Genomic DNA, 1,414 nt, shown 5'->3' with positions numbered 1-1,414 from the left:
GGTGGTGTCGCGGGCTCGTCGTGCGGGGTTGGAGCTGTCCTCACGGGACGTGTTCGTCAAACAGACCATCGAAGCCCTCGCCGCTGACCTCCCCGAGACCCTCGTCCTCGGGGAGACAGGCACCACCGGGCCACGACCGAGTGTTCGCCAGGCCCCCGTGAGCGGGCCGGTGGAGACCACCCCGGTGCTGGAGTGGTTCTTCGACACCCATCCGCTGGCGCCGCACCACTTCATGATGTCGATGGGCTTCACCCTTGCCCCCGACACCGACCTCGCCGCGCTCCGCGCCACCGTCGAGGCGCTCGTCGCCCACCACGACGCCCTGCGCACCGTGATCGACGTCGACGACACCCGACGGACCGTGCGCATCGAACCCGCGCTCGGGGAGGCGGAGGTGCTGACCGTCATCGACCTGTTCGACGGCCAGGATCCGGAGGCGAAGTGGGAACGGTGCGTTCGTGAAGCCCAGTCCTCGGTGGACCTGGCACGCGGACCACTGATCAGGGTGCTCGTCGCCCCGGAGGACACCCGGCTCCGGGTCGTCATGACCGCCCACCACGCGGTAGTCGACGGCGTGTCCTGGCGGATCCTGCTCAGCGACCTCGCCGCGGGATACGCCCAGGCCGCCGCCGGGGCGGAGATCGACCTCGGAGCGAAGACGACCTCGGTCCGGCAGTGGGCCTCCCGGCTCCGGGAGCACGTGCGGGCGGGTGGTTTCTCCGAGCAGGTCGGGTACTGGGCCGACGCGGTGGGCCCGGATGTCAGCGTCGAGGTGCCGGTGGATGGCACCGGGGGCCGGAACACGGTCGGGTCGATGGGGTCGGTGTCGGTGTCGCTGGACGTCGAGCGGACCCGGGCGTTGGTGCAGCGGGTTCCGGCGGTGTACCGGACGCAGGCCAACGACGTGTTGTTGGCGGCGTTGGCGTTGACGTTGCGGGAGTGGACCGGTCGGGACCGGGTGGCGGTGGCCATGGAGGGTCATGGCCGGGAGGAGTTGTTCGAGGGGGTGGACCTGTCCCGGACGGTGGGGTGGTTCACCTCGGTGTACCCGGTGGCGTTGTCGGTGCCGGGTGAGCCGGCTGGTGGGGTCGACTGGTCGGTGGTGGTGAAGTCGGTGAAGGAGCAGTTGCGTGCTGTTCCCGACCGGGGTGTGGGGTACGGGGCGTTGCGGTACCTGGGTGCGGTCCCGGAGTTGGTGGGGCAGCCGGCCCCGGCGGTCAGCTTCAACTACCACGGCCAGTTCACGCTGGACAACACGAAGGCCGCCGGCGAGGACGGGTTCTACCGGGCCGGGATGTCGGTGCCGGGCCAGGACCACCACCCCGATGAGCAGCGCCCGCACCTGCTGGACGTGGTCGGTGCGATCGAGGACGGCCGGCTGACCTTCAGCTGGTTCTACTCGACCGACCGCCAT

General features: G+C 70.4%; 1 protein-coding gene. It reads left to right on the top strand.

Features of this window, described 5'->3' with window-relative positions:
* Positions 1 to 28 precede the first annotated feature (28 nt).
* Positions 29 to 1,414 (top strand): condensation domain-containing protein (locus tag ACTIDRAF_RS31125; RefSeq protein ID WP_245533629.1); only part of this gene is annotated, 1,386 nt, incomplete at its 3' end.

Source organism: Actinoalloteichus spitiensis RMV-1378 (assembly GCF_000239155.1).
GTDB classification, from domain to species: domain Bacteria; phylum Actinomycetota; class Actinomycetes; order Mycobacteriales; family Pseudonocardiaceae; genus Actinoalloteichus_B; species Actinoalloteichus_B spitiensis.
Note: the sequence above shows the minus strand (reverse complement) of the source record. Positions and strands in the feature narration are given on the sequence as shown.